The sequence below is a fragment of the Micromonospora cabrerizensis genome, assembly GCF_022230955.1.
Taxonomy (GTDB): Bacteria; Actinomycetota; Actinomycetes; order Mycobacteriales; family Micromonosporaceae; genus Micromonospora; species Micromonospora cabrerizensis.
Genome location: NZ_JAKKFI010000001.1, coordinates 71,733 through 97,849 on the forward strand (window position 1 = coordinate 71,733; position 26,117 = coordinate 97,849).

Here is a 26,117-nt window from a genome sequence, read left to right on the forward strand (position 1 = left end):
GGGTCGATCAGGCCGAGGGTGCGGAAATGAGCTTCCACAACCCGAAGATGCCCTGGTCGGAGCTGGAGAGGGTGCTCTCCGGGCGGGTCGACGGCGGTTCCGGCAGGTCGGGCGGCGGTCGGTCGCGCGACGAGCGGCACCTGCACGTGGTGGACCCGCTCGCCGTGGACGCCGACGGGGGAGACTCCCCGGCCTGGAGCCGCCACCGCGAGCGGTACCAGCCACCGGAGCTGACCCGCCCCGACGGGGTGGTGCCCTACGCGGAGCTGCACGCGCACACCAACTTCAGCTTCCTCGACGGTGCCAGCCATCCCGAGGAGTTGGCCGAGGAGGCGGCCCGGCTGGGGCTCACCGCGCTCGCCGTCACCGACCACGACGGCTTCTACGGGGTGGTCCGCTTCGCCGAGGCGGCCCGCACGCTGGGCCTGCCGACCATCTTCGGCGCGGAGCTGTCCCTCGGGCTGCCCGGCCCGCAGAACGGCGAACCCGACCCGCACGGCGCGCACCTGCTGGTGCTCGCGCACGGCCATGAGGGGTATGCCCGGCTGGCCACCACCATCGCCCGCGCCCAACTGCGCGGCGGGGAGAAGGGCCGCCCGGTCTACGGAGAGCTGGAGGAGGTCGCCGCCGAGCTACGCGATCACGTGCTGGTGCTGACCGGCTGCCGCAAGGGGCACGTGCCGGGCGCGCTGCTCACCGAGGGGGTGGACGCGGCGGCCCGCGAGCTGGACCGGCTGACCTCGCTCTTCGGTGCGGAGACGGTGGCGGTGGAGCTGACCGACCACGGCCATCCTGTCGACGCCGACCGCAACGACGCGCTCGCCGACTTGGCCGCCGCAGCCGGGTTGCCGACGGTGGCCAGCAACAACGTGCACTACGCCAGCCCCGGCCGGCGTCGGCTGGCCACCACCGTCGCCGCCGTCCGCGCCCGACGCAGTCTGGACGAGATCGACGGCTGGCTGCCCGCGGCGGCCACTGCCCACCTGCGCAGCGGCGCGGAGATGGCGGCCCGGTTCGCCGCGTACCCGGGCGCGGTGGCGCGGGCTGCCGAGTTCGGTGCCGAGTTGGCCTTCGACCTCCAGCTCGTCGCGCCGCAGCTGCCGGCGTACCCGGTGCCACCGGGGCACACGGAGATGAGCTGGCTGCGGAAGTTGACCGCCGACGGGGCACGGGAGCGCTACGGGCCGCCGCAGGCGCACCCGACGGCGTACGCGCAACTCGACCACGAGCTGAACATGATCGAGGAGTTGGGCTTCCCCGGCTACTTCCTGGTGGTCTACGACATCGTCACGTTCTGCCGTGAGCAGGACATCTACTGCCAGGGTCGGGGCTCGGCGGCCAACTCGGCGGTCTGCTACGCGTTGCGGATCACCAATGTGGACGCGGTCCGGCACCGGCTGCTCTTCGAGCGGTTCCTCGCCCCGGAACGCGACGGCCCGCCGGACATCGACGTGGACATCGAGTCCGACCGTCGGGAGGAGGTGATCCAGCACGTCTACACCCGCTACGGCCGGGAGCACGCCGCCCAGGTCGCCAACGTCATCTCCTACCGGCCCCGGTCGGCGGTGCGGGACGTGGCCAAGGCGTTCGGCTACTCGCCGGGGCAGCAGGACGCCTGGAGCAAGCAGATCGACCGGTGGGGCTCGGTCGCCACGGTCGACGTGGAGAACATCCCGGAGCAGGTGGTGGAGTACGCCAACGAGTTGCAGACGTTCCCCCGGCACCTGGGCATCCACTCCGGCGGCATGGTGATCTGCGACCGGCCGGTGATCGAGGTCTGCCCGGTGGAGTGGGGGCGGATGCCCGGGCGCAGCGTCCTGCAGTGGGACAAGGACGACTGCGCGGCGGTCGGCCTGGTCAAGTTCGACCTGCTCGGGCTGGGCATGCTCTCCGCCCTGCACTACGGCTACGACATGATCGGCCAGAGCCTCGACCTGGGTGACATGACCCTGGACGACCCGGAGGTCTACGACATGCTCTGCCGGGCCGACTCGGTCGGGGTGTTCCAGGTGGAGAGTCGCGCGCAGATGGCCACCCTGCCCCGGCTCAAGCCCCGCGAGTTCTACGACCTGGTGGTCGAGGTGGCGCTGATCCGGCCCGGCCCGATCCAGGGTGGTTCGGTGCACCCGTTCATCCGGCGCAAGAACGGCCAGGAGCCGGTGACCTTCGCGCACCCGCTGATGCGCAACGCCCTGGAGAAGACCCTGGGTGTGCCGCTGTTCCAGGAGCAGTTGATGCAGCTCGCCATCGACCTGGCCGGCTTCGACGCGGCCGAGGCCGACCAGCTGCGTCGGGCGATGGGCGCCAAACGGTCGGTCGAGCGGATGACCCGGATCGCCGATCGGCTCTACGCCGGGATGGCCGAGCGGGGCATCACCGGTGAGTTGGCCGACGACGTCTACCGCAAGCTCACCGCGTTCGCCAGTTACGGCTTCCCGGAGAGCCACGCGATGAGCTTCGCCTACCTGGTCTACGCCAGCTCCTGGCTCAAGCGTTACCACCCGGCGCCGTTCCTGGCCGCGCTGCTCAACGCCCAGCCGATGGGCTTCTACTCACCGCAGACCCTGGTCGACGACGCCCGCCGGCACGGGGTGGAGGTCCGTCGCCCGGACATCAACGCCAGCGGGGCGTTGGCGGTGCTGGAGTCCACCCCGGACACCCGGTGGGGCAGTGGGCCGGGGGAGCCGCCGCACGCCTGGGGGTTGGGCGGCCCGGCCGTCCGGCTCGGCCTGTCCGGCGTACGGACCCTCGGCGCCGACGTGGCCGAGCGGATCGAGGCCGAACGGGCCGCCGGTGGGTCGTACCGGGACATGCCTGATCTGGCCCGGCGGGTCGGTCTCACCGCCGCGCAGCTGGAGGCGTTGGCCACCGCGGACGCCTTCGCCTGTTTCGGGCTGACCCGGCGGCAGGCGCTGTGGGCCGCCGGTGCGGCCGCCCAGGACCGGCCGGGCCGGCTGCCCGGCACGGTGACCGGCGCGGCGGCGCCCACGCTGCCCGGGATGGAGGCGGTGGACCGGCTGGTCGCCGACGTGTGGGCCACCGGGCTGTCGCCGGAGAGCCATCCCGCCCGGTTCATCCGGGGTCAGCTCGACGTGTTGGGCGCGGTGCCGATCGCCCGGCTCGGCCGGGTGGAGCCGGGGCAACGGATCCGGGTCGGTGGCATCGTCACCCACCGGCAACGCCCGGCGACCGCGGGCGGGGTCACCTTCCTCAACCTGGAGGACGAGACGGGGATGCTCAACGTCACCTGTTCGCCGGGGCTGTGGCAGCGCTACCGGCGGGTGGCCCGCACCAGCGCCGCGCTGGTGGTCCGGGGCCGGTTGCAGCGGCACGAGGGGGTGACCAACCTGGTCGCCGACCGGCTGGACGCCATCGAGCCGCCGGTCAGCCCCGCCTCCCGTGACTTCCGGTGACCGGTCGGCTACGTAAATCTCACGTTTGAGCTGCGCTTCTGAGGAGAAGTGCAGGTCACGCGAGCGGTGTGGCGCGCGTGGACTCGGGAGGGACACATGTCACGGATACTGCGGGCGACGGCCTTCGCCGGGGCGCTCACTCTGGTGCTCAGTGGCTGTGGGGGCGTCGGCGGGGACAGCGACGCGGGCGGCGGCACCGCCGCCAAGGGCACGCTGAGCACCATGGGTTTCGGCTTCTCCGACGAGATCGCCACCACCCGGGTGGACGCCTTCAAGCGTGACCATCCCGACGTCGAGCTGAAGGTCACCGAGGGGGCCTTCGACGAGCAGCAGTTCCTCTCCGCGGTCGCCTCGGGCAACCCCCCGGACCTGGTCTACATGGACCGCAAGCTGATCGGCACGTACGCCAAGCGCGGGTCGATCCAGCCGCTGACCGACTGCGTCAAGAAGCAGGCCATCGACCTGGAGCAGTACCGGCCGGCCGCCCGCGCCCAGGTCACGCTCGACGACACCGTCTACGGCATCCCCGAGTTCTCCACCGTCCGGGTGGTCTACCTCAACGAGGGGCTGCTCAAGCAGGCCGGGCTGACCGCCGACCAGGTCAACCTGGCCGACTGGGCCGCGTTGCCCCAGCTCAACGCCAAGCTGGCCGAGGTCTCCGGCGGCCGACTCTCCCGGATCGGCATCGACCCGAAGGTCCCCGAGTTCCTGCCGATGTGGGCCAAGGCCAACGGCGCCGACATGCTCTCCGCCGACGGCCGCACCGCCAAACTGGACGATCCCCGGGTGGTCGAGGCGCTGACCACCGGGGTCAACCTGATCCAGCAGCAGGGCGGCTGGGGCAAATTCAAGTCGTTCCGGGACACCTTCGACTTCTTCGGCGCACAGAACCCGCTGACCCAGAAGCAGATCGTGGCGTGGCCGATGGAGGAGTGGTTCCTCAACCAGGCCGCCAAGAACAGCCCGAACGCCGAGTTGGTGGTCAAGCCGTTCGTGGACCGGCAGGGCAAGCCGCTGACCCAGTCCGCCGGGCAGGCCTGGGTGGTCACCAAGGGCGCGAAGAACCCGGACGCGGCGTGTGCGTTCGTCAAGCAGATGACCGCCACCGACACCTGGGTGGCCGCCGCGAAGGCCCGGGTGGACGCCCGCAAGGCCGCCGGCCAGCCGTTCACCGGCCTCTACACGGCGAACGCCATCGCCGACAAGAAGATCTTCGACGAGCTGTACCAGCCGACCGGCAACAAGCGCTTCGATGACGCCGTGGCCACCATCCGCTCGGTGCAGGACGCCGCGTTCGCGATGCCCGCCTCTCCGGCCGGGGCGGAGTTCGACAAGGCGTACTACGACGCGGTCAACCGGGTGCTCGCCGGCCAGGCGCAGCCCGCGCAGGCGTTGCAGCGGGCCCAGCAGGAGGCCACCGCCGCGCTGGACAAGGCCGCGAAGTAGCCCGCGATGGCCACCGTCACCGCTCCCGCTCCGGGTCGGCGCCGTCGTACGCCGCTGGCCCGGCGGGAGGCGCGCTGGGCGTACCTCTTCCTGGCGCCGTGGATCGTCGGGTTCCTGGTCTTCTCGGCCGGGCCGATGATCGCCAGTCTCTGGTTGAGCTTCACCGAGTACGACGTGATCAACCCTCCGGAGTACACCGGGCTGGACAACTACCGGCAGCTGATGAGTGACCCGGCGGTGGCCCGCAGCCTGGGCAACACCGTCTACTACACGGCGCTGCACGTACCGCTGGTGATGCTCATCTCGCTGGGCCTGGCGCTGCTGCTCAAGCGGGTCGGCCGGTTGCAGGGCTTCTTCCGTACCGTCTTCTACCTGCCGGTGATGACCCCGGCGGTGGCCGTCGGCATCCTGTTCCTGCTGCTGCTCAACACCCAGGACGGCCTGATCAACCGGGTGCTCGGCCTGGTCGGGATCGACGGTCCGAGCTGGACCACCGACCCGGGCTGGGTGATGCCCGGCATCATCCTGATGAGCCTGTGGAGCCTCGGCTCCACGGTGATCATCTATCTGGCCGCGTTGCAGAACGTGCCCCGTGACCTGTACGAGGCGGCTGCCATCGACGGTGCCGGCCCCTGGGCCCGGTTCCGGTCGGTCACCCTGCCGATGATCTCGGGTGCGCTGTTCTTCACGCTGATCGTCAACACGATCGCGTCGCTGCAGATGTTCACCGAGGTCTACACGATGTACTTCGGCAACCGGCAGACGCAGAACTCGTTCAACAGTGACGCGGCCACCTTCTACGTCATCCACCTGTTCCAGGAGGCGTTCCAGTTCCTGCACATGGGCTTCGCGTCGGCGATGGCGTGGCTGCTTTTCGTGATCATCTTGATCATCACTCTGATACAGGTGAAACTCAGCAACCGGTTCGTGTACTACGAGGGAGAAGACACGTGACTTCGATGATCGGCCACAACGGCGTGGCCAACGCGCGGCGTACCCGGCTGACCGCGGGCTGGGTGCCCGAGCAGCAGATCGAGCCGCGCGAGTACCAGCTCACCGACGGTCCGGTCGCCAACGTTCGGCGGTCGCGGGCGGAGGAGGATCCGGCAGCTGGGGCCGAGTCGTGACCACCGCCGTCGAGCGGGGCGCCGCGTCACCGGTCTCCGGCATCTCGCCGGCCCGGCCGGCGGCGCCCCGGTCGGCGGCCGGTGCGGGCCGTCGGTCACCCTGGCAACGGGTGCTCTTCGTGGTGGCGCTGGTGGGCGCCGCCGTGATCTTCATGCTGCCGTTCGTCTGGCTGGTCAGCGCCTCGCTGCGCCCCCGGGAGTACGTCTTCGCCCCCGGCTTCCTGCCGGTCCCGTTCGCTCCGGAGAACTACGCCGAGGCCTGGCGGGCCGTGCCACTGGTGACCTGGTTCGGCAACAGCGTGGTGGTCGGTGTGGCCGCCGCCGCGGCGGCGACCCTCTCCAGCGCCTGGGTGGCCTTCGGCTTCGCCTACTTCCGCTTTCCCGGCCGCAACCTGCTCTTCGGGCTGGTCCTGGCGACCATGATGCTGCCGTTCGCGGTCACCATGATCCCGACGTATCTCATCTGGTCGGACCTGGGGTTGACCGACACCCAGGTGCCGCTCTGGGCGGGCAACCTGTTCGGCTCGGCGTTCTACATCTTCCTGTTGCGGCAGTTCCTGCTCGCTCTGCCCCGGGAATACTTCGAGGCCGCCCGGGTGGACGGGGCGAGTTACCCGCAGCTGTTCTGGAAGATGGCCTTTCCGCTGATCCGCCCGGCGCTGCTGGTCGCCTTCGTCTTCGAGTTCAAGGCCAGCTGGACGGACCTGCTCAAGCCGCTGATCTACCTGCGCAACGAGCAGCTCTACACCCTGCCGCGCGGGCTCAAGGTCGTGCTGGACCGGTTCGGCTACGGCGGTGAGCAGCAGTGGGAGATCGTGCTCGCCGGGAGTGTGCTGGCCACCGTCCCGATGATCATTCTGTTCTTCCTGGCCCAGCGGCACTTTGTCGAGGGCATCGCCACCACCGGCCGCAAGGGCTGACTGGACCGGGTGACTAGGCTCGACCGGGTGGAGCAGACCCGAGGCCGGTTCGCCGGGCCGCCGCTGACCCCCCGTACCGCCGTGATCTGGTCGGTGCTCCGTGCCGAGCTGGACCGGCGCGGCGACGCCGAGCTGACCGTGCTGGACGTGGGCGGCGGCACCGGCGGTTTCGCCGTCCCCCTGGCCCGCGCCGGGCACCGGGTCACCGTGGTCGACGCCAGCCCCGACGCGCTCGCCGCGCTCACCCGCCGGGCCGCCGAGGCCGGCGTGGCCGACCGGATCGCCGCCGTGCAGGGCGACGGCGACGCCCTCGCCGGGCTGGTCGAGCCGGCCGGCGTCGACCTGGTGCTCTGCCACTCCGTGCTGGAGGTGGTGGACGACCCCACGCCGGTGGTGACCGCGCTGGCCACCGCGCTGCGCCCCGGCGGCGCGGCCAGCGTGCTCGTGGCCGGGCGGGCCGCCGCCGTTCTGGGCCGCGCGATGAACGGCCACCTCGACGTCGCGGCGGCGCTGGCCGCCGACCCGGCCGGCACCGCCGGACCACGGGACACGCTGCGCCGACGCTACGACGCCCCCGGCGCCGCCGCGCTGCTCGACGCCGCCGGTCTCGTGGTCGAGGAGATCCACGGGGTACGCGTGCTCGCCGACCTGCTGCCGGCCGCGGTCTCCGACGGGCAGTCCGCCGCCCTGGTGGAGCTGGAACGCGCGCTGGCCGCCCAACCGCCCTACCGGGACCTGGCCGCCCAGCTGCACCTGTTCGCCCGCCGGCCGGCATGAGCGACTCGCCGACCCCCGCACCGCTGACGGTCCTCGGGCCGCACCACGGCGGTGGCCGTCTCGCCGACGTGCTGCCCAGCGCGCTCGCCGTGCTGGGCGTGCCCGGCTCGGTCGACCCGCTCGGGCTCGTCCCCGCGCTGGCCGGGGTACGCCGGATCGCCGTGCTGCTGGTCGACGGGCTCGGCTGGTACCAGCTGCCGACCGCCGCCCCGTACGCGCCGACCCTGGCCGGGCTCGCCGCGACAGTGGCCCGACCGCTCCTCGCCGGTTTCCCGTCCACCACCCCGACCAGCCTGGTGACGCTGGGCACCGGCGTCGCGCCGGGCGCGCACGGGGTGCTCGGCTTCACCGTGCGGGTGCCCGGCACCGACCGGGTGCTCACCCACACCGACTGGGCCGCTGACCCGTCGCCGCTGCACTGGCAGCCGGTGCCCACCCAGCTGGAGCTGGCCCGCGCCGCCGGTGTGACGGTGACCGTGGTGAGCCGGCCGGAGTTCGGTGGCAGCGGCTTGACCCTCGCCGCCAACCGGGGCGGCGACTTCCGGGGCGCCGCCGGTGGGGACGCGGTGGCCGCCACCATGCTGGCCGCGCTGGCCGCCGGCCCGGGCCCGACCCTGGTCTCCGGCTACCACGCCGACCTGGACCGGCACGGCCACCTCAGCGGCGTCGACTCGGCACCCTGGCGGGTCGCCGCCACCGAGGTGGACGCCCTGCTCGCCCGGTTGGTCGACGGGCTGCCACCCGACGCGGCGCTGCTGGTGACCGCCGATCACGGCCAGCTCGACATTCCCGCCGAGCACCGCTTCGACCTGGACACCGACCCCCGACTGCGCGCCGGGGTGCGGGTGGTGGCCGGTGAGGCCCGGGTGCGTTACCTGCACGCCGAGGCGGGCGCGGTCGACGACGTGCGGGCCGCCTGGTCCGAGGTGCTGGGCGCCGCCGCACGGGTACGCACCCGCGACGAGATGGTGGCCACCGGCTGGTTCGGGCCGGTGCCCGAGGAACACCTGGGGCGGATCGGCGACGTGGTGGTGACCTGCAACGACACGTACGCGGTCATGGCCAGTCGCACCGAGCGGCCGATGGCGTCGAAGCTGGTGGCGTACCACGGGTCGGACACCGCGGCCGAGCTGACCGTGCCCCTGCTGGTCGTCCGCGGCTGAGCGGCGTCCGGTCCGGCCCGCCGGCGGCTGGTGGTGTCGTACCGACGGGTTAACCTGCCGGGATGGGCCGCAGCCAGTCGTTGCCCCGAGGCGATGATCCGCGCTTCGGGCCGGACGCCGACGACTCGGGCAGCCCCATCCTGCACGTCGACATGGACGCGTTCTTCGCCGCCGTCGAGGTGCGCCGCCGACCCGAGCTGCGCGGCCGCCCGGTGGTCGTCGGCGGCGTCGGGCCACGCGGGGTCGTCAGCTCGGCCAGCTACGAGGCCCGCCGCTACGGCGTGCGCAGCGCGATGCCGACCGGTCAGGCCCGAGCCCGCTGCCCGCACGCGGTCTACCTGCCACCGGACTTCACCGCCTACACCGCCGCCTCCCGGGCGGTCATGCAGATCTTCCGCGACGTCACCCCGCTGGTCGAGCCGCTCTCCCTCGACGAGGCGTTCCTCGACGTGACCGGCGCCCGCAGGCTCTTCGGCTCCCCGGCCACCATCGCCCGGCTGATCCGCCGCCGGGTCGCCGACGAGCAGGCGCTGACCTGCTCGGTCGGGGTGGCGCCCAGCAAGTTTGTGGCCAAGCTGGGTTCCACCCGGGCCAAACCGGACGGGCTGCTGGTGGTGCCCCCGGGGCAGGTGCTCGACTTCCTGCACCCGCTGCCCGTGGACGCGCTATGGGGGGTGGGGGAGCGCGCCGCCGAGTCGCTGCGTCGTCTCGGCCTGACCACCGTCGGCGACCTCGCCGAGGCGCCGGTGGGCATGATCCGCCGGGCGGTCGGCGCCGCCTCGGCGGCGCACCTGCACGAGCTGGCCTGGGGACGGGACCCGCGCGGGGTCAGCCCGGAACACGTCGACAAGTCGATCGGCGCGGAGGTGACCTTCGAGGTCGACGTGGCCGACCCACTGGAGATCCGCCGCGCGCTGCTCGCGCTCAGCGCGAAGGTCGGCGTCCGGTTGCGGGGCTCCGGGCAGGTCGGGCGCACCGTCGCCCTCAAGGTCCGGCTGGCCGACTTCCGCACGGTGAGCCGCTCCCGCACCCTCGACGTGCCCACCGACACCGCCCGCGAGATGTTCGACACGGTTTGGGCGCTCTACACCGCGTTGGACCCGGGCGAGCGGATCCGACTCGTCGGTGTCCGGGTCGAGGGGCTCGCCCCGGCGCAGGGCGCTCCCCGGCAGCTCACCCTCGGCGCGCCCGAGCATGGTTGGCGCGAGGCGGAAGCTGCCGCGGACGCCGCTGCTGCCCGTTTCGGGCGGTCCGTCATAGGTCCGGCCAGTCTGATGGGCGACCGTGACAGCGGTCGAAAGGAAAATCCACCCCACCCATAGGTCGTCCCGCTTTCCGACGCGCGAGCCCCCTCGTAGACTTGCGGGTAAGCAGTCGGATGGCTGCCACGGTCTGTCGGCCCGAGTGGGCCCGACCAACGTGACCGGGGAGGAGTGCCGTGCCGCTCTCGGAGCACGAGCAGCGGCTGTTCGAGCAGATCGAGCGGTCGCTTGCCGAGGACCCCAAATTCGCCTCGGCCGTGCGCGCCAGCGATCCGCGCTTCCATGCGCGGCGTCGCCTGCTCGTCGCCGCCGGCGTCATCATCGCTGGCTTGGCTCTACTGGTCTATGGCGCGGTGATCAAGACTCCACCGCTGGCGGTGGCGGGCTTCGTCGTCATGCTGGCGTCGGCCGCGTTCGCGGTGCAGTCGCACCGGCGGGCACAGTCACCTGACCTGCACGTGGTGGGCGGCACGACGAGTCGTCGTCGCCCCCGCGGTGGCCGATCCGGTCGCAAGTCGTCACTCCTGGACCGCATGGAGGACAGGTGGCGGCAGCGCCCGGAGGGGCACCGGTAGGCCAGTTCCGCCCCTGAGGCGGGCGTGCGCCGCTCAGGCGGCCGTACGTCGCGACGAGTGGGTCGCCGGGCATTTCCGCCGGCGACCTCAGTGGTATCCGCGCGCCCTCTGCCCGCTGCCACCTTCCCGGCTGTCTCCTTCCCGGCGACTCTCTTCCCGGCAGTCCCTGTCCCGGCTGTCTCCCTCGCGGCTGTCTCCTTGCCCGCGGTCTCCCCGGCTGTCTCCTTCCCCCGTGCCTCCCGTGCCGGGCCCCTTTCCGCATGATCGTGCTCGATCCTGGATGTAGTGGCATCGGGCGCGAGGGGAGGGGACTGGTTCCTGGATCGAGCACGATCTTGGAGGGCCCGCTATCCCGCCCGCTGCCCGCGTCGCCTCGCCCCGCGCCCCCACCTCGGCGCGCCGCACCGTTCGACGATTGGCGTAGGGGGCCACTGAGGGTTGACGCCTGAAGCAGCGTGGGGCGGCGGTCCACCGACCGCCGCCCCACCCGTGGACCTGCGTTGCTCAGCGGGCCGCCCGGTCGGCCAACAGCCGTCGCGGGTTCCAGCGCAGCAGCCGGTACCGGGTCCGCCCGGTCAGCGCCGCCATTCGGCCGGACGTGTCCGCCATGCCCGTTCTCCACCGCAGCAGCACCGACGGCGGCAACACGGCGGCGAGGAGGCGGGTCCGTCGGTCCGCCCGGGAGGCGAGCGCCCCGCGGACCGTGCGCAGTGCCGGCAGCAGCCGCTCACCGGTCAGCGGATCCCGCGCGTAGCGGGCCCGCTCCTCCGCCCTGCCGAGCAGCCGTGCCGACTCCACGGCGGCGGTGTCGTCGCTGAGGGTGTCCCGGACGAGCCGGTCCGCGGTCGCCCTCGGCGTCTCGGTGAGGTCGACCGGGACCCGGAAGTCCACCAGGGTGTCGAGCAGCTCCGCCCAGGCGGCGTGCGCATCCGCGCGGGCGCGGCTGGCGTCGGCGGCGACCGTCACCACGCGGGAGCCCGGCTCGGTGCCGTCGGTGACGGTCGTGGCGGCCACCGTCGCGCTCGCCGCCCGGCCACCCCGTCGACGCCGCAACGCGAGCCGGCGCAGAGCGGGCACCGCCAGGAGCAGCAACAGGGCCAGCAGGCCGGCCGCCCACCAGGGCCAGACCGGAGGCTGTTCGTCCGGCGTCGTCCCGCCGAGTGAAAGCCCCTCGTCGGTGTCCCGGTCGGCGTTGTCCGGTCCGGCCGGACCAGCTGAGGCCTCGGGGCCCGCGGGGGTGTCCGTGACACCGGTGCCCGGAGCGGACGGTTCCGGCGCGTCGGTGTCCGGCGCCCAGGCCGACCGGGTGGAGCCGGGCACCCCGGACGCCGGGGTGGCGTCGAACGGCACCCAACCGAGGCCGTTGAAGAAGACCTCCGTCCAGGCGTGCAGGTTGAGATTGGTCAGCGTGAACGTGTCGCCGTCGCGCTTGCTGCCGTTGGTGAAGCCGAACGCGACCCGGGCCGGGATGCCGGCCGCGCGGACCAGCCAGGCCATCCCGGCGGCGTACTGCTGGCAGTAGCCGACCTTGTTGGTCAGGAAGTTGACGATGTCCTGCCCGCTGCTGCCGCTCTCGGTGCTCAACCGGTAGGCGAACCCGTTGTCCGCCGAGAAGTGCTGGTAGATGGCCAGCACCCGGTCGTAGTCGGTGCGCTTGCCCTGGATGAGCCCCTTGACCAGCTCCTCCACCTCCGGCACCCGCTCGGGGGTGGCGGTCAGCTGCCGGCGTACCGGGTGGTCGGTCGGGAGCGGCAGCGCGGCCCGCAGCGCCGCCGGGGTGTACGTCGAGCGGACGTAGTCGAAGGAGTACTTGCGACCCCGGGAGTTTTCCCGGTTGGAGAAGACGACCTGCTGGTTGGGGTCGTAGAGCCAGTTGCCGTTGAGGTCCTCGGTGCGGACCGGCTCGGCGTACACCGGCATCAGCGACATGCTCAGGCTCTTGGTGACCTCGACGGTGGCCCGGTAGGTGGTCTGCTGCACGCCCCGGCCGGCCCGGTCGGCCGGGTTCGGCAGGTCCCGGTTGGCCGGCCGGCCACTCGGGTTGCGCGCCTGGAAACCACCCGGGCGCAGCTCGTCGGCGACCGCGTAACGCAGGTAGAACGGGCTCTGCTCGGACGTGGTGACCTTGACCAGATCGGCCACCTGGGACTGGTTGAGCTGGCCGGCGAGCGAGGCGAACAGGTCGATCCGACCCGACGTGCCGCCCGAGCCGGTCCCGTTGCCGGTGCCGTTGCCCGGACCCCGGCTGAGGGAGTCGAGCAACCCGCCCGTCATGCCGGGCACCGCCAGCGGCAGCACCACGGCCAGGGCCACGCCGACCGCCGCGAGCCGGCGGCCGGCGGACGCCAGCGGCGAGGCCTCCCACACGTCGACGTCGCGGCCGTCACCGGTGAACCGGCGCCCGAAGCGGCGTACGCGGTCCACGTTGTCGGTGACCAGCAGCCAGAGGTAACCGGCGGCGCCCACCACGAACGGCACCGCGGGGACGCTGTCCACGTAGACGGCGACCGGCACCGAGTAGATGGCCAGCATCGGCAGCCCCGCCAGCGCGGGCCGGCGCAGCCCGACGGCCAGCACGTCGACCAGGACGGCGACCCCACCGACGCCGAGCACGGTGATGAACAGCAACGGGTCGGTGTCGGGGACCTCGACGCCGTACGAGCGCATGTCCTGCATGGACCCGGCGAGCAGGTCGTTGAAGTGCGCGAGCGTGCCCGGCGTGGGCAGGACGGCCAGCAGCTCCGCCCCACTGGGGAACAGCCAGGTCAGGGCAAGGAGCAGGCCGGCCAGCATACCCAACACCTGACCCCACAGGGGGGCCCGGGCGAGCCGGGTCAACGCGGCCACCCCGGCCACCACGGCGACCGCGATGACCGACTGGATGAGCCACGTCCAGCTCTGGAAGATGGCCGACAGCGGCGCGGCGGCCAGCAGGGTTGCCGTGGCCGCCACCAGGCCGATGTTCCGACTGGCGATCATGAGGGGAACCTTCCGTTCATCGCACGCCGCCGGCCACCGTCTCGGCCAGTGCGGCGCGAAGCGCGAAGCCCTGGGAGCCCCGGCCGGCCTGCGGCCACAGCGCGGGCAGTCGGCCGCCGTGGTCGACACCGACCACCCGCCAACCGCTCTGCAGCATGGCGAGGACGGCGGCGGCGTGGGCGTGCTCCGCCTCGGCCCGGGCCTTTTCGGGCAGGCTGAGCCAGGTGGAGCTGTTGAGCAGGAAGCCGACGCAGGTGGCGCCGTTGCCCCGCAGGCCGGCCAGCAGCTCGGCCTCGGCCACACTCACCGTGCCGAACAGCCCGATGATCAGACCGCCGTCGGCGCGTTGGCGGACCCGTTGCACGAGGTCGGTCAGCTCGGCGCGCTGATCCAGTCGGACCTCCGCGAGGTGGTCGAGCAGCGCACCGTCACCGCCGGCCTCCGAGGCGTCGACATCCGCCCCCGAGCCGGTGACCAGGCGCAACTTGTAGCCGGCCTGGCGCAGGTGGACGGCGATGCTCGCGGCGGCGGAGACGGACCACTCGAAACTGGCCGTCGGCCCCTCGCCGCGGTGGCCGTACGCGCGGGTGTCCAGGACGACAGTGGCCCGGCTCTCCCACGGCTGCTCCTCGCGGCGCACCATCAGCTCGCCGGTGCGCGCGGTGGACTTCCAGTGCACCCGGCGCAGGTCGTCGCCGCGCCGATATTCCCGGGTCGCCGCGTCGTCCTCGCCGTGCACCGCCACCGAGCGGGCCCGACTGTCGCCGCTGCCCGCGTACTCCCCGGGGAGCCGGACCGACGGCAGGGCGGTGACCTGCGGGATGACCGTCAGGTGGTCGGTGCTGGGAAAGGACCTGGTGAGTTCGCAGAGGCCGAACGGGTCGGTCATCCGGACCACCAGCGGGCCCACGTCGTAGCGGCCCCGCACGTCGGCCCGCACGGTGTACGCCACGGAGGTGGCCTGGTGCGCGCCGAGCCGCTCCAACACCACCCGGGGCCGGCTGCCCAGCGCGTAGGGCAGCCGGTCCTCCAGGAGCAGGGTGCCGGTCGGCAGCCGGGAGAGGTTCTGCAGGCGCAGCACCACCCGGGAGTTGGCGCCGACCGGAACCCGGTGCGGGTCCAGTGAGCGGTTGCAGGCCAGCTTGTAGCGGCTGCGCCCGACGTAGGCCGCGGCCAGCAACGGCAGGATGGCCAACAGCACAGCCACCCGGAGCAGGTCCTTCTCGCCCAGGATGCCGGCCGAGATCGCCGCCGCGAGGGCGGCGGCGAGGAAGGAGCGCCCGCGGGTGGTCAGCCCGCGCAGCCCGGCACGCACGTCATGGCCTCCGCGGCTCGTAGGGAGCGCGGCCGTTGCCGCCGGTGCCGGGCCGGGTGTCGTACGGGTTGCGCTGCCGGTCGTGCGGCAGCGGCAGGCGGTGCACCAGCTCGGAGACGATCGCGTCGGTGGTGCGTCGGGCGAGCTGCGCGTCGGCGGTCGGGATGATCCGGTGCGCGAGCACCGGCACCGCCAGGGCCTGCAGGTCGTCGGGGAGCACGTAGTCGCGACCCTCCAGGGCGGCGACCGCCCGGGCCGTGCGCAGCAGTTGCAGGGTCGCCCGGGGGGAGGCGCCGAGCCGCAGGTCGGGTGCCTCGCGGGTGGCGGTGACCAGGTCGATCGCGTACTGCTTGACCGCGTCCGCGACGTGCACCTGCCGGACGGTGGCGATGAGCTGCCGGACGATGGCCGCGTCGGAGACCGCGCGCAGCTCGTTCAGCGGGTCGGTGGCACCGTGCCCGTCGAGCATGGCCAGCTCGGCGTTGGAGTCCGGGTAACCCATGGCGATGCGGGCGGTGAACCGGTCGCGCTGCGCCTCGGGCAGCGGGTAGGTCCCCTCCATCTCGATCGGGTTCTGGGTGGCGATGACCATGAACGGGGTCTGGAGCTGGTAGGTGACACCGTCGACGGTGACCTGCCGTTCCTCCATGCACTCCAGCAACGCCGACTGGGTCTTCGGCGAGGCACGGTTGATCTCGTCGCCGACCACCAGGTTGGCGAACACGGCACCGGGACGGAACTCGAAGTCGTGCGTCTCCTGGTTGTAGACGCTGACCCCGGTGACGTCGCTGGGCAGCAGGTCGGGGGTGAACTGGATCCGTCGCACGGTGCAGTCGATGGACCGCGCGAGGGCCTTGGCCAGCTTGGTCTTGCCGACGCCCGGCACGTCTTCGATCAGGAGGTGACCCTCGGCGAGCAGAACGGCCAGGGCGAGCCGCACGGTGGCGGTCTTACCCTCGATGACCTGCTCGATGTTGGCCACAATGGCCTCGCTGGCGGCGCGGAACTCGTCGTGCGGCAGTAGGCCGCCCACCTCGTCCCAGGTCTGTTGTGTCACGGGCCTCCTCCTCGTCGCCATGACGGCAGCTCTGTAGAGAGCACCTGGACCCGCCGTTGGGTTCGCGACGTCGAGCCTCGTCTGCCGCAGGAATCTCACTGGTCTCTCAGGCTAACCATGTTTGTCGTTATCGCCGACCCCCGCAGGTAGTCCGTCGGTTACCCACCGGAATATTCGCCTTTCGGGAGATGCGTGACCGGTCCCCACGCGGGTACCCGATGTGGTTTTCAATTTCCAGCAGTGCTGGGCTTCACCCCCGACACCGCCCGGTTCGCCGCGGCCGGGTGACCGCCTCGCGCCCTGCCTGGCGGCGGCACATCGTCGCGCCGTGCAGCGGGGTACACTGCCGGACATGGCCGGAGTCTTCCTGCTTCTTACCGGGCCGTGCTGATGCGTTGAACGCGCGACAGCACGGCGGCCCCTCCTGCGCGAGGGGCTTTTTTGTGCCCGCCGCCGGCCCGGCCCGGTGGTGCCGAGACGAAGCGAAGCGAAGCGAGGAGAGACGATGAGTGAGGCAGCCGCACCGGCGGGCGACATCCCCCCGTTCCGGTACACCGCGGCCCTGGCCGACGAGATCGAGATTCGTTGGCAGGACACCTGGGCGCGCGAGGGCACCTTCCACGCACCGAACCCGACCGGCCCGCTGGCCGATCCGACCCACCCGCGCGCCGGCGCGGAGAAGCTGTACGTGCTGGACATGTTCCCGTACCCGTCCGGTGCCGGCCTGCACGTCGGTCACCCGCTGGGTTACATCGGCACCGACTGCTACGCCCGCTACCAGCGGATGGCCGGCCGCAACGTGCTGCACGCGATGGGCTTCGACGCGTTCGGCCTGCCCGCCGAGCAGTACGCGGTGCAGACCGGCACCCACCCGAGGACCACGACGGTGGCGAACATCGAGCGGTACAAGGCGCAGCTGCGCCGGCTGGGGCTGGCGCACGACGAGCGTCGTTCGGTGGCCACCATCGACACCGACTTCTACCGCTGGACCCAGTGGATCTTCCTGCAGATCTTCAACTCCTGGTACGACCGGGACGCCGGCCGGGCCCGCCCGATCGCCGAGCTGATCGCCGAGTTCGAGGGCGGCAACCGGCCCACCCCGGACGGCCGGGCGTGGGCCGAGCTGAGCGTCGCCGAGCGCCGCCAGGTCGTCGACGACCACCGCCTGGCGTACGTCTCCGAGGCCCCGGTGAACTGGTGCCCCGGGCTGGGCACCGTGCTGGCCAACGAGGAGGTCACCGCCGACGGTCGCTCCGACCGGGGCAACTTCCCGGTCTTCAAGCGCAACCTGAAGCAGTGGAAGATGCGGATCACCGCGTACGGCGACCGCCTGATCGACGACCTGGACACCCTGGACTGGCCCGAGCCGATCAAGCTGATGCAGCGCAACTGGATCGGTCGTTCCACCGGTGCGCACGTCGACTTCCCCACCGGGCAGGCGCCGGTGCGGGTGTTCACGACCCGACCGGACACCGTCTTCGGTGCCACTTACATGGTGCTGGCGCCCGAGCACGAGCTGGTCGACGCGCTGGTGCCGGCCGCCTGGCCGGACGGGACGAGAGACGCCTGGACCGGCGGGCACGCCAGCCCCCGGGTGGCCGTCGAGGCGTACCGCAAGACGGCGGCGGCCAAGACCGACGTCGAGCGGCAGTCCGACACCAAGGAGAAGACCGGCGTCTTCATCGGCGCGTACGCCACCAACCCGGTCACCGGCGGTCAGATCCCGATCTTCATCGCCGACTACGTGCTGGCCGGCTACGGCACCGGCGCGATCATGGCGGTGCCGGCGCAGGACGAGCGGGACTGGGCGTTCGCCGAGGTCTTCGAGCTGCCCATCGTGCGTACCGTGCAGCCGGCGGAGGGCTTCGACGGCAAGGCGTACACCGGGGACGGCCCGGCGATCAACAGCGCCGCGCCCGAGCGCGGCCTGGACCTGAACGGGCTGGGGGTCGCCGACGCCAAGGCGGCGATCATCTCCTGGCTGGAGGCGAACGGGCACGGCACCGGCGCGGTGACGTACCGGCTGCGTGACTGGCTGTTCTCCCGTCAGCGTTACTGGGGCGAGCCGTTCCCGATCGTCTACGACTCCACCGGCGCGGCCATCGCCCTGCCGGAGGAGATGCTGCCGGTCGAGCTGCCGGAGGTGGACGACTTCTCGCCGAAGACGTTCGCCCCCGACGACGCCGCCAGCAACCCGGAGACCCCGCTGTCGCGGCGGCGCGACTGGGTCGAGGTCGAGCTGGATCTGGGTGACGGGCCGCAGCGCTACACCCGGGAGACCAACGTGATGCCGCAGTGGGCCGGCTCCTGCTGGTACGAGCTGCGCTACCTGGACCCGACCAACAGCGACCGGTTCGTCGACGCGGAGAACGAGCAGTACTGGATGGGCCCGCGCGGCGACGGCGACTGCGGGGGCACCGACCTGTACGTCGGCGGCGCCGAGCACGCCGTGCTGCACCTGCTGTACGCGCGGTTCTGGCACAAGGTGCTGTACGACCTGGGGCACGTGTCGTCGTTCGAGCCGTTCCGCAAGCTGTTCAACCAGGGCATGATCCAGGCGTACGCGTACACCGACTCGCGCGGCAGCTACGTGCAGGCCGAGGAGGTCATGGAGCGCGACGGCGCCTACTACCTGGGCGACCTGACGGTCAACCGCGAGTACGGCAAGATGGGCAAGTCGCTGAAGAACGTGGTGACCCCCGACGACATGTGCGCCGCGTACGGCGCGGACACCTTCCGGGTGTACGAGATGTCGATGGGCCCGCTGGAGGTGTCCCGCCCCTGGGAGACCCGGGCGGTGGTCGGTTCGCACCGGTTCCTGCAGCGGGTCTGGCGGGCTGTCGTCGACGAGCAGACCGGGGCGCTGCGGGTCACCGAGGACCCGGCCGACGAGGCGACCCGCCGGCTGCTGCACAAGGTCATCGACGGGGTCCGTGGCGACATGGACAACATCCGGTTCAACACCGCGATCGCCAAGCTGATCGAGCTGACCAACGGGCTGACCCGGCTGTCGTCCACGCCCCGTGAGGTGGCCGAGCCGCTGGTGCTGATGGTGGCGCCGTTCGCCCCGCACGTGGCCGAGGAGTTGTGGCGCAAGCTGGGCCACGACACCTCGCTGACGTACGCGGACTTCCCGACCGCCGACCCGGCGCTGCTGGTGGCCGACACGGTGACCTATCCGGTGCAGGTCAACGGCAAGGTCCGTGGCCGCATCGAGGTTCCCGCCGACGCCGCCGAGGAGACCGTCCGCGCGGCGGCCCTGGAGGCGGTGGCCGCAGCCCTGGCCGGCAAGGAACCCCGCAAGGTCATCGTGGTGAAGGGCCGGATGGTCTCCGTCGTCGCCTGACGCTGCCCGCCCTCTTCGGCGTCGATCATGGAGTTGTGGTGCCTGGTTCGCCCCGTGACAGGGGTTTGATACCCCACCACAACTCCATGATCGACCGAGGAAACGGCCGGTCAGGCCTCCAGCGCGGCCGCCACGGCTTCGCGGTGGGTTCGCAGCCAGTCCTGCCAGCGGCGGATCCCGTTCACCGCGCCCTTGTCGCGTAGCCGGCGCATGGCCGGCTCGTCGCGGTCGGCGCCGGCGTCGATGCCCCGCCAGGTGCTCTCGATCTGGTCGAGCATCACGCCCACCAACTCACCCCGCGCCAGCCTGGCCGGTGCGGCAGCGGTCGACGCTCGGTCGTAGGCGTCGCAGAGGAGTCGGCAGCGCCGGCCCAGCTCGGCCGGGTCGGCGTCGTCGCCCAACGCCGCCCAGTGCCAGCCGGCGAACGCGACGTCGTCGATCCGGCGGCCCGGGGCGGCCAGGTCCCAGTCGAGGAAGGCCACCGGCAGTGGCCCGGCCGGGAAGTCCCGGTACACCGTGTTCTTCGGCGACAGGTCACGGTGGCACACCGTCTCGGCGTCGCCCGCCAGCCCGGTGCCCGCACACGCGTCGTGCAGCCGCCGGATCAGCTCGGCCAGCCGCACCAGCGCCGCGTCGCCGAAGAACGCCGGGTCCTCCCGGTCCCGCCACGGCACCCGCCCCGCGACATAGCTGAGCATCTGCCGACCGTGGGCGTCGACGCCCAGGTGGCGGGGCGCGAGGTCCGCGCCCACCCCGGCCAGGTGGCGCAGCAGCGCGCCGACGAAGTCCAGGTTGGCGGGCGGGGTACGTCGTACCGTGTCACCGACCCGGACCACGTCGGCGACGAACCCGCCGGACAGGGGCTCCTCGGCCGGGCTGTCGGTCGGCTCGGGCACGGTCAGACCGGCATACGTCGGCGTCGACGCTCGGCGCGCCACCACTGGTGGACGAGCACCACGCTGGCGATCAGGCCGAGGCTGGCCGGGGCGGCCGCGTACCAGTTGACGTGGCCGGGGGAGCTGACCGCGGCGCCGATCGCGGCGTAGCCGACGGCGGTCGGCGCGGAGGCGATCACGCTGCCGGCCAGGAACGGCAGCACCCGTGCGCCGGTCGTGCCGTAGCCGTAGCTGACCAGCCCGAATCCGGCGATGGGCAGCAGCCGGACGGTGACCACACCGAACACGCTCTGCCGGGCGAACCAGCCATCGAGGCGGGCCAGGCGACCACGGACCCGTTCGGCTACGAACTCCCGGCCGAGCAGCCGGCCGACCGTGAACCCGATCGCCGCGGCCACCAGCGCGGCGCCCAGGGCGTACGCGGCACCCTCCAGGGGGCCGAAGATCGCGCCAGCGGCGAGCGTGATGAAGGTACGGGGGACCAGCGCGACCAGCAGCAGCGCGCCGCCGAGGATCGCCGCCACCGGGGCGAGGTCGCCCAGCCGGTCGGCCAGCAGGGGAAGCTGCTCCGGGTCCGGTCGGGGCACCAGGAGCAGCAGCAGCCCACACCCGCCGATCAGCAGCACGAGCAGGGCGAACCGGGCGGCCGACGGCTGCCGGAGCAGCCGCCGGACGGCACGGATCATGTCCGGGCGGCGGCCACCGCGGAGCGGCGCTCGTTGCGGAGCCGGTCGGGCCAGGTGTCGTCCAGCGGGGGAAGCTGGTGTGCCCCGGTGGCCCAGCGCAGCAGCAGGTCGGCCAGGGCGGGGTTGCGAGCCAGCGCCGGGCCGTGCGAGTAGGTGCCCAGCAGCTTGCCGCGCCACGCGCCCTCGGTGGCACCGTCGTTGCCCACCCCGGCGGTGACCCGGGCCAGCGGGGAGACCTCCGGCCCGAGGTGGGTGCGGCCGCCGTGGTTCTCGAAACCGGTCAGCGGTGGTAGGCCCAGCCGGGGGTCGATCTCACCGGCCAGCTCGCCCACGGCCCGGCTCTCGCCCCGGTCGGACTGGAGGTCGAGCAGCTCCAGCCCTCGACACTGCACACCCTTGGCGAAGAAGGAGGTGCCGAGCAGCTGGTAACCGGCACAGACGCCGAACACCACCGACCCCTGGGCGACCGCCCGGTGCAGACCGCCGTCGGCGAGCAGGCGCTGCGCGCCCAGCGCCTGAGGGCCGTCCTCGCCGCCGCCGACCAGGTAGATGTCGGCGGTCGCGGGCAGCTGCTGGTCGGAGCGGACCTCCAGCACCTCGACGGGCATGCCACGTTGGCGGGCCCGGCGGGCGAGGATCAGGGCGTTGCCCCGGTCGCCGTAGGTGGACAGCAGGTCGGGGTAGATCCAGACGATGCGCAGGCTCTCAGATGACACGGTCCAACTCCGCTCGGATGTCCTGGAACGCGGTGTAGTTCGCGATGACCTCCAGCCGCCCGGGCGGGACCGACCGGATCGCGTCGTCGAACGTGCGGACGTGCTGGAACGGGACGTCGTTGACGTCCAGTCGAACCGCCAGGTCGTATGCACGGTCGCCGGTGATCAACACCTGCCGGCCACGGAGCGGGGCGAAGTCGACGTCGTAGAGCCAGGAGGTGTCCAGACCGTCGGGGTCGCGCGCGTTGATGGAGAGCAGGGTCGGCGCGTTGTCGGCCATGTCGAAGGCCTCCAGCCAGCTGGCCGGGTTCTTGGCCAGCAGCAGCCGGATGTTGCGCCCGTCCTTGTCGACCTGCGCGTAACGGCCGGCCACCGAGGTGACGATGCCGAGGCGGGACACCGCGTCGACCGGGCGTACGCCGAACTCGGCGGCCACGGCCAGCGCGGTCGCCGCGTTGCCGAGGTTGACCTTGCCGGGCAGTTGGAGGGAGACCTTGTGCCAGGCGCCGGTGGGGTCGAGCACGCCCTCGTCCTCGACGACCCACTGCGGCTCCGGCCGGCGCAGGGCGCAGCCGGTGCACCACCACTGGTCGCCGGAGCGCTGGATGGTGGAGCCGCACTCCGGGCAGACCCAGGAGTCGTCGTGCCAGCGCTGGCCGGCACTGAACCAGGTCACGTGCGGCGGGTGGATGCCCCGGGCGGGATCGCCCGGCGGGGTGGCGGCCCAGACCACCAGCGGGTCGTCGGCGTTGGCCACCACCCGCACGTTGGTGTGCCGGACGAGGGCCGCGCGCCAGAGCTGCGCCATCATGGCGACCTCCTTGGCGCGGTCGAGCTGGTCGCGGGAGAGGTTGAGCAGCGCGACCACGTGCGGCTCGGTCGCCTCCAGCACCTGGGCGAGGTAGTGCTCGTCCACCTCCAGCACCGCGTACGGGGTGCTGCCGGCCTTGGCCAGCGCCGAGGTGTGCCCACTGGGCATGTTGGCGCCGAACGAGTTGGTGGCGACCCGGCCGAGCACGCCGACCGCGGCGGAGGTCAGCCGGGTGGTGGTGGTCTTGCCGTTGGTGCCGGAGACGAGCGCGATCGCCCGCCCGGCCGACAGGTGGGCCAGCAGGTCCGGGTCGATCTTCAGGCCGATCCAACCGCCGATCACCGAACCGTCGCCGCGGCCGGCCGCCCGGGAGAGCGCCGCGGCGGTCCGTGACACGGAGCTGGCCACCTTGGCCCGTAGGGGCATTTTCGCGTCGGTCACGCGAGCGAGGTTACCGGACCGCCCGTCCCGCCAGATCGCCGCCGACTCCGAACCGTTCGGCCGTGGTGGTCGCGCGGGCGGCCGGGTGGGCCTCCGCCGGACGGAGTCGATCTATGTCGGAAAGCGGACCACGCCGGAGGGCGGCCCAGGCCCTCCACTCCGCTCCACCCCTCGTGACGTGCGGTTTTAGGCGGGGATGGGGCGCGCCACGCGGGCGAATCTGGTTGCGGGTGGAGGGAAGTGGAGTAGAGTGGGGACCAATGGTGAGGCCGGGAGGGCTCACCGGCCCGGGGGGTCAGCGGCGCCGCGAACGCCGCTCAAGGGCGAGGGGGTTGGGCCGATGTTTCTCGGCACCCACACTCCGCGCCTGGACGAAAAGGGCCGGTTGATCCTTCCGGCCAAGTTTCGGGATGAGCTGGCGGGGGGTGTCGTGGTCACCAAAGGGCAGGATCGTTGCCTCTACGTCTTCCCGACTCCTGAGTTCCAGCGGATCGCGGAGCAGTTGCGCGCGCAGCCGATGACGCACAAGGCGGCCCGGGCCTACAGCCGGGTCTTCTTCGCCAGCGCGCACGACGAGGTTCCCGACAAGCAGGGTCGGGTGACCATTCCGGCCCATCTGCGGGAGTATGCCGCGCTCGACCGCGAGTTGGTGGTCATCGGCGCGAGCACGCGGGTGGAGATCTGGGACAAGGCCGCCTGGGAGACCTACCTCGCCGAGAGCGAAGACGACTTCGCCGACATCGAGGAGGGGGTGCTGCCCGGCGGTCTGTAGGGCGGAACGGCGCCCGACGTACTGCGAGATCTCCAGCCGCTTTCGAGTTCCTGGCACCCCTTCCCCGGTGCCAGGCGCACGATCCAGTCATCGGGCGACGGTTCGGTGTCCGGCGGGAGCGGATGGGGATCTGGCGGTACGACGGCAGCGCCGTCCGACGACAGGCGCACGAAGAGAACGGACGTTTCAACCAGTGGGGGTCATCATGGGGGAGTTGCGCGGCACGCACGTGCCGGTGCTGCTCGAGCGGTGTCTCGAGCTGTTGGCCCCCGCGCTGGGTCGAGGCGACCGGACGGTCTACGTCGACGCGACGCTCGGCCTGGCCGGGCACGCGGAGGCGGTGCTGGAGGCGCACCCGGGGACGGTCCTGATCGGGCTCGACCGGGACACCGAGGCGCTCGCCCACGCGCGGGTCCGACTGGCCCGGTTCGCCGATCGGGTGCACCTGGAGCACGCCGTCTACGACGAGCTTCCGGACGTGCTCGACCGGCTGGGCTATCCGGGCATCGACGGGATCCTGTTCGACCTGGGTGTCTCGTCGTTGCAGTTGGACGCGCCCGACCGCGGGTTCGCGTACGCCCAGGACGCGCCCCTGGACATGCGGATGGACCAGACCCGGGGGGTGACCGCCGAGGAGGTGGTCAACACCTACGGCCATCCGGATCTGGCCCGGGTGCTGCGGGTCTACGGCGAGGAGAAGTTCGCCGGCCGGATCGCCTCGGCGATCATCCGGGAGCGGGAGCGCGCCCGGATCACCTCGTCCGCGCTGCTGGCGGAGCTGGTGCGGGACTCGATCCCGGCACCGGCCCGACGGACGGGCGGACACCCGGCAAAGAGAACGTTTCAGGCTTTACGGATCGAGGTAAACAGAGAGCTGGCAGCGCTGGAGACAGCGTTGCCATCCGCGCTCGACGCACTGACCGTGGGCGGTCGCATGGTGGTCCTGTCCTACCACTCGCTGGAGGACCGGCTCACCAAGGCGGCGCTCGCGGACCGGGTCCGCAACACGGGCCCGGTCGACCTCCCGGTCGAACTTCCCGGGTCCGGTCCGACGTTCCGGCTTCTCAGCCGGGGCGCCGAACTGCCCGGGGAGGCGGAGGTCGCCGCGAACCCGCGGGCCGCCTCGGTGCGGCTGCGGGCCGCGGAGCGACTCGACCCGAACGCGACAGAACAGGGGCGGACCGACCGCGAACGGTCTCGCCGACGGGTGAAGGGAATGCACCAACCGGGCACGGGGTCCGCCTGATCCGTGGGGGGTCAGGGGCACCGGGACGGCAGAGGGACGGATGTTGAGGGGGAGGGACATGAACATTGACAAGCGCGGCCGCCGGGACGTCACCGGCGGCGAGCAGCGCGCACCGCGGTCGGGGGGCCGGACCGCGGCGGAGCGGGCTCCGCGCCTCGGAAACGGTACGCCACGCATCGATCGAGTGAACCGGCAGGGGGAGACTCGCGCCCGGGGGGCGCGCGAGTTCCCGACCCAGGGCACCGCCGCGCTGCGGCCGGTCGAGAAGGCTGGCAGCGCCACCGCTGCCCGCCCGCCTCGGCTGCGGGTGGCGCCGCCACCACCGGTGTCGGTGCCGCGCGCGCCGTTCGCGGCGCTGATCGTGGTGCTGGTGGTCGGCGGGGTGCTGGGCATCCTGGCGGTCAACACCAAGATCAATGAGAACGCGTTCCGGTTGGAGCGGTTGCAGCAGCAGCAGGCTCGACTGGACCTGGAGAAGCAGCAACTGGACAAGCAGATCGCCGAGGCCGAGGCACCGGGCAACCTGACCGCCAACGCGCGGCGGCTCGGTCTGGTGGACGCCGGCGAGCCGGGCTACATCCGGCTGCCGGACGGCAAGACCATCGGCGTGCCGCAGCCGGCGACCGGCCAGCCGTCCGTGACCAGCCAGGGTGCGGGAGGCTGACCAGTGCCACCACGGTCGGACGAGCCGCGCCGGGACCCTACGGGGGCCCGGCGCGGTTCTTCGCGTGACGCCGGCTCCGCCGACGGGGAGTCCCGCACTCCAGAACCGGGCATCGGGGGCATCTCCGGGGCTCGCGCGTACACCCCGAGGGGTCGCACCGTCCGCGAGGAGCGCGGCACGCCGACGCGCGCCGGGGGCGCCGAACAGCGGCGTACGCCGCGCAGCACCCGCGCCGGCGACCCGTTCCGGCCGGCGTTGCAGGTGCTCGACGGTGGCCGGGCCGCCGCCCGGGCCGGCAGCACCGCCGCCACCCGCCGCCCCGGCTACGCGACCGTCCCGAGGCCCGACCGCACCTCCCCGCGGCCGGTCACCGGTGACGGCTCGTTCCCCGGCCAGAACACCCCCGGCACCGGTGGCGCGCCGACCGTCGGCAGCGGCACGGTCGGTGTCGGCGGCGATGTCGACAGCCCCGGCACCTCACTCGCCGGGGCGGACCCGCTGGTCG

At 72.4% G+C, this 26,117-nt stretch carries 19 protein-coding genes and 2 pseudogenes; 14 read left to right on the top strand and 7 right to left on the bottom strand.

Features of this window, described 5'->3' with window-relative positions; all coding sequences use genetic code 11:
- Positions 1–26: 26 nt before the first annotated feature.
- The 9 genes from LADH09A_RS00330 (at position 27) to LADH09A_RS00370 (ending at position 10,683) form a co-directional block, all read left to right on the top strand.
- The gene (locus LADH09A_RS00330) at positions 27–3,413 is read left to right on the top strand and encodes an error-prone DNA polymerase (protein WP_238642503.1); all 3,387 of its coding nucleotides are present in this window, start codon (positions 27–29) and stop codon (positions 3,411–3,413) included.
- 96 nt (positions 3,414–3,509) lie between these two features.
- Positions 3,510–4,859: an ABC transporter substrate-binding protein gene (locus LADH09A_RS00335; protein WP_238642505.1), complete on the top strand. Its 1,350-nt coding sequence runs from the start codon at positions 3,510–3,512 to the stop codon at positions 4,857–4,859.
- A 6-nt stretch (positions 4,860–4,865) separates the two neighbouring features.
- On the top strand, positions 4,866–5,813 hold the full coding sequence (locus LADH09A_RS00340; protein WP_238642507.1) for a carbohydrate ABC transporter permease: 948 nt from the start codon (positions 4,866–4,868) through the stop codon (positions 5,811–5,813).
- Positions 5,810–5,986, top strand: a complete 177-nt coding sequence (locus LADH09A_RS00345; protein WP_238642595.1) for a hypothetical protein — start codon at positions 5,810–5,812, stop codon at positions 5,984–5,986. Before LADH09A_RS00340 ends, LADH09A_RS00345 begins: the two co-directional genes overlap by 4 nt.
- Complete coding sequence (locus tag LADH09A_RS00350) at positions 5,983–6,906, top strand: carbohydrate ABC transporter permease (protein WP_238642509.1); 924 nt, start codon at positions 5,983–5,985, stop codon at positions 6,904–6,906. The genes LADH09A_RS00345 and LADH09A_RS00350 overlap by 4 nt, the downstream gene beginning before the upstream one ends.
- A 9-nt stretch (positions 6,907–6,915) precedes the next feature.
- Positions 6,916–7,683 carry a methyltransferase domain-containing protein gene (locus tag LADH09A_RS00355; RefSeq protein WP_238642512.1) on the top strand — a complete coding sequence of 256 codons (768 nt, stop codon included), beginning with the start codon at positions 6,916–6,918 and terminating at the stop codon, positions 7,681–7,683.
- Positions 7,680–8,846, top strand: coding sequence for an alkaline phosphatase family protein (locus tag LADH09A_RS00360; protein ID WP_238642521.1), 1,167 nt, complete (start codon positions 7,680–7,682; stop codon positions 8,844–8,846). Before LADH09A_RS00355 ends, LADH09A_RS00360 begins: the two co-directional genes overlap by 4 nt.
- A gap of 62 nt (positions 8,847–8,908) precedes the next feature.
- Positions 8,909–10,168 carry a DNA polymerase IV gene (locus tag LADH09A_RS00365; protein ID WP_238642522.1) on the top strand — a complete coding sequence of 420 codons (1,260 nt, stop codon included), beginning with the start codon at positions 8,909–8,911 and terminating at the stop codon, positions 10,166–10,168.
- Positions 10,169–10,284: 116 nt separating this feature from the next.
- The gene (locus LADH09A_RS00370; RefSeq protein ID WP_238642524.1) at positions 10,285–10,683 is read left to right on the top strand and encodes an SCO2097 family morphological protein; all 399 of its coding nucleotides are present in this window, start codon (positions 10,285–10,287) and stop codon (positions 10,681–10,683) included.
- Positions 10,684–11,187: 504 nt separating this feature from the next.
- Here the strand turns inward: LADH09A_RS00370 and LADH09A_RS00375 are convergent.
- From LADH09A_RS00375 to LADH09A_RS00385, 3 genes are read right to left on the bottom strand one after another with little or no spacing between them, the layout of a single operon-like run.
- Positions 11,188–13,662 carry a transglutaminase TgpA family protein gene (locus LADH09A_RS00375; protein ID WP_238642526.1) on the bottom strand — a complete coding sequence of 825 codons (2,475 nt, stop codon included), beginning with the start codon at positions 13,660–13,662 and terminating at the stop codon, positions 11,188–11,190.
- Positions 13,663–13,678: 16 nt separating this feature from the next.
- The gene (locus LADH09A_RS00380; protein ID WP_238642528.1) at positions 13,679–14,977 is read right to left on the bottom strand and encodes a DUF58 domain-containing protein; all 1,299 of its coding nucleotides are present in this window, start codon (positions 14,975–14,977) and stop codon (positions 13,679–13,681) included.
- Between the two features lies 1 nt (position 14,978).
- Positions 14,979–16,034, bottom strand: coding sequence for an AAA family ATPase (locus tag LADH09A_RS00385; RefSeq protein ID WP_238642530.1), 1,056 nt, complete (start codon positions 16,032–16,034; stop codon positions 14,979–14,981).
- A 505-nt stretch (positions 16,035–16,539) separates the two neighbouring features.
- Between LADH09A_RS00385 and leuS the strand changes: the two genes are divergently transcribed.
- Positions 16,540–19,380 carry a leucine--tRNA ligase gene (leuS, locus tag LADH09A_RS00390; RefSeq protein ID WP_238642537.1) on the top strand — a complete coding sequence of 947 codons (2,841 nt, stop codon included), beginning with the start codon at positions 16,540–16,542 and terminating at the stop codon, positions 19,378–19,380.
- 110 nt (positions 19,381–19,490) lie between these two features.
- Here leuS and LADH09A_RS00395 read toward each other — a convergent pair whose 3' ends face one another.
- From LADH09A_RS00395 to LADH09A_RS00410, 4 genes are read right to left on the bottom strand one after another with little or no spacing between them, the layout of a single operon-like run.
- Complete coding sequence (locus tag LADH09A_RS00395) at positions 19,491–20,276, bottom strand: phosphotransferase (protein WP_238642539.1); 786 nt, start codon at positions 20,274–20,276, stop codon at positions 19,491–19,493.
- Between the two features lie 2 nt (positions 20,277–20,278).
- Positions 20,279–20,962: a TVP38/TMEM64 family protein gene (locus LADH09A_RS00400; RefSeq protein WP_238642547.1), complete on the bottom strand. Its 684-nt coding sequence runs from the start codon at positions 20,960–20,962 to the stop codon at positions 20,279–20,281.
- On the bottom strand, positions 20,959–21,678 hold the full coding sequence (locus LADH09A_RS00405) for a type 1 glutamine amidotransferase (RefSeq protein ID WP_238642549.1): 720 nt from the start codon (positions 21,676–21,678) through the stop codon (positions 20,959–20,961). Before LADH09A_RS00405 ends, LADH09A_RS00400 begins: the two co-directional genes overlap by 4 nt.
- Complete coding sequence (locus LADH09A_RS00410) at positions 21,668–22,915, bottom strand: MurT ligase domain-containing protein (protein WP_238642587.1); 1,248 nt, start codon at positions 22,913–22,915, stop codon at positions 21,668–21,670. Before LADH09A_RS00410 ends, LADH09A_RS00405 begins: the two co-directional genes overlap by 11 nt.
- A 355-nt stretch (positions 22,916–23,270) precedes the next feature.
- Between LADH09A_RS00410 and mraZ the strand changes: the two genes are divergently transcribed.
- From mraZ to LADH09A_RS00430, 4 genes and pseudogenes are all read left to right on the top strand, one after another.
- Positions 23,271–23,702, top strand: coding sequence for a division/cell wall cluster transcriptional repressor MraZ (gene mraZ, locus LADH09A_RS00415; RefSeq protein WP_238642562.1), 432 nt, complete (start codon positions 23,271–23,273; stop codon positions 23,700–23,702).
- A 205-nt stretch (positions 23,703–23,907) separates the two neighbouring features.
- Positions 23,908–25,017, top strand: a pseudogene (gene rsmH / locus LADH09A_RS00420) (16S rRNA (cytosine(1402)-N(4))-methyltransferase RsmH).
- The gene (gene ftsL, locus LADH09A_RS00425) at positions 25,007–25,612 is read left to right on the top strand and encodes a cell division protein FtsL (RefSeq protein ID WP_238642564.1); all 606 of its coding nucleotides are present in this window, start codon (positions 25,007–25,009) and stop codon (positions 25,610–25,612) included. The pseudogene rsmH and the gene ftsL overlap by 11 nt, the downstream one beginning before the upstream one ends.
- A gap of 3 nt (positions 25,613–25,615) precedes the next feature.
- Positions 25,616–26,117, top strand: a pseudogene (locus LADH09A_RS00430) (hypothetical protein); the annotation flags it as partial.

Excerpts from the sequence above, each read along its gene's own strand:
- leuS (WP_238642537.1), top strand. The coding sequence starts at position 16,540 with ATGAGTGAGGCAGCCGCACCGGCGGGCGACATCCCCCCGTTCCGGTAC.
- LADH09A_RS00375 (WP_238642526.1), bottom strand. The coding sequence starts at position 13,662 with ATGATCGCCAGTCGGAACATCGGCCTGGTGGCGGCCACGGCAACCCTG.
- LADH09A_RS00400 (WP_238642547.1), bottom strand. The coding sequence starts at position 20,962 with ATGATCCGTGCCGTCCGGCGGCTGCTCCGGCAGCCGTCGGCCGCCCGG.
- mraZ (WP_238642562.1), top strand. The coding sequence starts at position 23,271 with ATGTTTCTCGGCACCCACACTCCGCGCCTGGACGAAAAGGGCCGGTTG.
- LADH09A_RS00365 (WP_238642522.1), top strand. The coding sequence starts at position 8,909 with ATGGGCCGCAGCCAGTCGTTGCCCCGAGGCGATGATCCGCGCTTCGGG.
- LADH09A_RS00335 (WP_238642505.1), top strand. The coding sequence starts at position 3,510 with ATGTCACGGATACTGCGGGCGACGGCCTTCGCCGGGGCGCTCACTCTG.
- LADH09A_RS00360 (WP_238642521.1), top strand. The coding sequence starts at position 7,680 with ATGAGCGACTCGCCGACCCCCGCACCGCTGACGGTCCTCGGGCCGCAC.
- LADH09A_RS00330 (WP_238642503.1), top strand. The coding sequence starts at position 27 with ATGAGCTTCCACAACCCGAAGATGCCCTGGTCGGAGCTGGAGAGGGTG.
- ftsL (WP_238642564.1), top strand. The coding sequence starts at position 25,007 with ATGAACATTGACAAGCGCGGCCGCCGGGACGTCACCGGCGGCGAGCAG.
- LADH09A_RS00410 (WP_238642587.1), bottom strand. The coding sequence starts at position 22,915 with ATGCCCCTACGGGCCAAGGTGGCCAGCTCCGTGTCACGGACCGCCGCG.
- LADH09A_RS00340 (WP_238642507.1), top strand. The coding sequence starts at position 4,866 with ATGGCCACCGTCACCGCTCCCGCTCCGGGTCGGCGCCGTCGTACGCCG.